The 2639-nt window shown below is 37.0% G+C and carries 1 protein-coding gene; it reads right to left on the reverse strand.

Annotation, left to right across the window (positions count from 1 at the left end):
* A partial coding sequence (locus WBN20_RS13685; RefSeq protein ID WP_424282094.1) for a glycoside hydrolase family 2 TIM barrel-domain containing protein occupies nucleotides 1-2476 on the reverse strand: 2476 nt, incomplete at its 3' end.
* Nucleotides 2477-2639 lie beyond the last annotated feature (163 nt).

Below are 2639 nucleotides of genomic sequence, written 5' to 3' on the forward strand. Positions count from 1 at the left end.
AGGGCATATTGTAGCCAAAATCATTGTCGGTCGGTGCACGCCAGAAATTTACGCGCTGTCCTTTTATAATGATGTTCCCTTGACCATAATCTAATGTAACAAGTTTGCCATCATTGCTGTTGAACCCAATTTCAAATCCATTTCCCAGGACTTTGATGGTGTTATTTTCTTTTCTTACAGAGATTCCTTCTATAGAATTCTCAAAAATAGCGGGTTTGTATTCGGTTAATTGAAATTGTTCATAGGCTATTAAAAAATGATCAGGGATTAAAGCAGAAGCTGTTTTGGTGGTTGCAAAAATGTTTAAAAAATATTCTGCGTTTTTGTTTTTAAGTTCAGGTAATTCTAGTTGTAATTCTTTTGAGGCATAGGGAGCTACTTCTACCTCAGGTATGTTCCCCTTCGCTATCTGAATTCCATTTTCCATCAACCTCCAAGAAAAATTGTATTCGGAGAGATTTGTAAAATCATATTTATTGGTCAGGGTAATTTTGCCCGTTTTTGGATTTTCTGAATCAAATTTTACGTATTGGTATACTTTTTTCACTTCATATAAGGAAGGATGTGCAGACCGATCAGGATTTACGATTCCGTTTAGGCAAAAGTTATTATCGTTTTGAAGATCTTGCCCACCAAGATCCCCACCAAAAGCGTAAAATTCATCTCCATCCTCATTTTTGGTTTTAAGGCCTTGATCTACCCAATCCCAAATAAATCCGCCTTGTAATACATCATATTTTTCTATAGCATCCCAATAATCTTGTAAGTTGCCAACGCTATTCCCCATAGCATGAGCATATTCACATTGTATAAAGGGACGTTTTGGATTGTTTTCCGCATAGGCTAAGCTTGTTTCTATCGTGGCGTACATAGGGGCCTGTATATCAGAATTCGCGTACTTTGTTGCACCTTCATATTGTACTGGCCTTGTGGAGTCATGCGCTTTTAACCAAGCGTAGGTGGCCTCTAGGTTTTGACCGTTTCCTGCCTCATTTCCCAAAGACCAGGTAACAATGGAAGTATAGTTTTTATCACGTTCGAACATTCGAATAGTACGGTCCAGGTGCATGGCTTTCCATTCCGGTCTATAGCCCGGGTGAATTTTTTTAGCCTCTTCGTTTTTATCAAGCCCTTGATTGGTAGTACCCATTCCATGGATTTCTATATTGACTTCATCTACAATATAAAAGCCATATTTATCTGCCATCCTATAAAAGAATGGGTTCTTGGGATAATGACTGCAACGAATAGCGTTTATATTACTACGTTTCATCACTTCCATGTCTTTTAATGTAAGCTCTTTGCTAATAACGTGTCCCGTTTCTTCATCATGATCGTGTAAGTTTACCCCTTTGATAACTACAGGTTGCCCGTTGACTAAAAATTGGTTGTTTTTGATTTCTACTTTTCTGAAACCTATTTTTGAACTTATAGCTTCCGTAACCCTTCCTTTTTTATTTTTGACCACAAATAATAAGGTATAGAGGTAGGGCTTTTCAGCAGACCATGATTTTATATAAGATATCTTCTTTTCAAAGTTTAGTGTATTGTTCCCTTCTGTAAGGTCAATTTTTTTGGTTTCTGTATAGATTTCGGTATTAGTATCCAATAACTTTACCTGTATTTGATATCCTTTGGCTTTTTTGTCAGAAGTATTGATTTTTAAATTAAGGTTGAGCTTGCCATCGGTATAGTTATTTTCTAAATCCGCAATGACCCTGTAGTCTTTAATGGTTGTTTTATTAGTGGCATATAGGTAAACATTACGGTCTATACCACTGAGCCGCCAAAAATCCTGATCTTCCATATAGCTGGCGTCAGACCAGCGCAATACCTGGACAGCCAGCGAATTTTTCCCATTTTGAAGGTATTGTGTAATGTTAAATTCAGCAGGGGTTTTACTACCTTCACTATAACCGACCTTTTTTCCATTTATCCAAACGTATGTAGCACCACTTACACCTTCAAAGTGCAGATATATGTTTTTCCCGTTCCAATTTTCGGGAATTTCAAAAATACGTTTGTAGCTTCCTACAGGATTTTCATCATGGGGTATAAAAGGAGGGTTTTTAGGGAACGGATAAACTATATTGGTATATATAGGAATACCGTGTCCTTCTAGTTCCCAGTTAGAAGGGACAGAGATTTTATCCCAGGCGGATGTATCAAACTCTGAATTGAAAAAGTCTATAGGTCTTTCAGGGACACTTTCAACATAGTTGAAATCCCAATCTCCATTTAAAGATTGATAGAAAGGAGAGTTCTCCCAACTTTCATTTTCCAGTGCATTCTTTACGGTTTCATACCGGTAAAAAGAAGCAGTTGGTGCTTCTCGATTAATTTGAAATATTTCAGGATTCTCCCATTCAGGGTTCTCCCATTTTAGGTCTTGGGCGTTTGTAGCCAGGAAAAGAAATAGACCTATTAGAGTTGGGGAAAACCTAAATATTTTCTTACTGGATACTAAAATATGCATGACGGTGTTGATTTAAAAAGAGGATACTTCAAGATAAATAAGCTTTTAAGAAGAAAGACGTCGTTGTCTATCTTTCAAAAACCTTTTCAAAATATTCACATACAACGATCATGCTTTCTCTTGGAACTCTTCCAAATGCTTCCAGCTCTTTGGTATATTCATC

Origin of the sequence: Eudoraea sp. (assembly GCF_049665975.1) — a bacterium.
Taxonomy (GTDB): domain Bacteria; phylum Bacteroidota; class Bacteroidia; order Flavobacteriales; family Flavobacteriaceae; genus Eudoraea.